This window comes from Pseudoblastomonas marina (assembly GCF_014641655.1).
Taxonomy (GTDB): domain Bacteria; phylum Pseudomonadota; class Alphaproteobacteria; order Sphingomonadales; family Sphingomonadaceae; genus Alteriqipengyuania_A; species Alteriqipengyuania_A marina.
Genome location: NZ_BMID01000027.1, coordinates 1 through 837 on the forward strand (window position 1 = coordinate 1; position 837 = coordinate 837).

The 837-nt window shown below is 25.1% G+C and carries 1 protein-coding gene and 1 pseudogene; both read left to right on the forward strand.

Annotation, left to right across the window (positions count from 1 at the left end):
- A partial coding sequence (locus IEW49_RS13410) for an LAGLIDADG family homing endonuclease (RefSeq protein WP_188643238.1) occupies positions 1–298 on the forward strand: 298 nt, incomplete at its 5' end.
- A 138-nt stretch (positions 299–436) separates the two neighbouring features.
- A pseudogene (locus IEW49_RS13415) lies at positions 437–823 on the forward strand (LAGLIDADG family homing endonuclease); the annotation flags it as partial.
- Positions 824–837 lie beyond the last annotated feature (14 nt).

Below are 837 nucleotides of genomic sequence, written 5' to 3' on the forward strand. Positions count from 1 at the left end.
ATTTCAAATAAAATTAAACGAGAAAGATAGAGCTTTATTATTATTAATTCAAAATTATTTCGATAATATTGGATATATATCCAAAATAAATGATAGATCTACGGTTGAATTTAGAGTTAGTGATATAACTAGTTTAAATAATATAATTATACCTCATTTTGAAAAGTATCAATTAATAACTAATAAATATGGAGATTTGGTGATATTTAAACAAATTGTATCATTAATGTTAGAAAACAAACATACTACTTTAGAAGGATTAAAAGAAATCTTGGAACATAGAGCATCTCTTAATTGAGGTTTATCTAAAACTTTAAAGGAATCTTTTCCTTCTATAATACCAGTTAAAAGGGTAAAAATTGAGAATAATATATTAAGTAATTTATCTTCGCTACCCCTCCTTCCAGGAGGGGGGAACTGAGTAGCTGGCTTCTCATCAGGAGAAGCCAATTTTTTTATAACTATGTCTGGTACTAAAGTATGGTTACGTTTTTCTATAGCTCAAGATTCAAGAGATATATTGTTATTAAAAAGTTTAGTCAAATTTTTTAATTGTGGTTATATAGCTCAATATAAAAATCGTAAAGTATGTGAATTTATAGTTACAAAAATTAATGATATAATTATATATATTATTCCTTTTTTTGATCAATACAAAATTGAAGGTTCTAAATATAATGATTATGTTAAATTTAAAGAAGCCGCTATTCTTATTAAAAATAAAGAACATTTAACTGAAAAAGGATTAAATAAAATAATAGAATTAAAAAATTCGCTACCCCCTCCAGCTTCGCTGGAGGGGGGGATGAATAAAAATATTTAAATTTGTCTTGATTA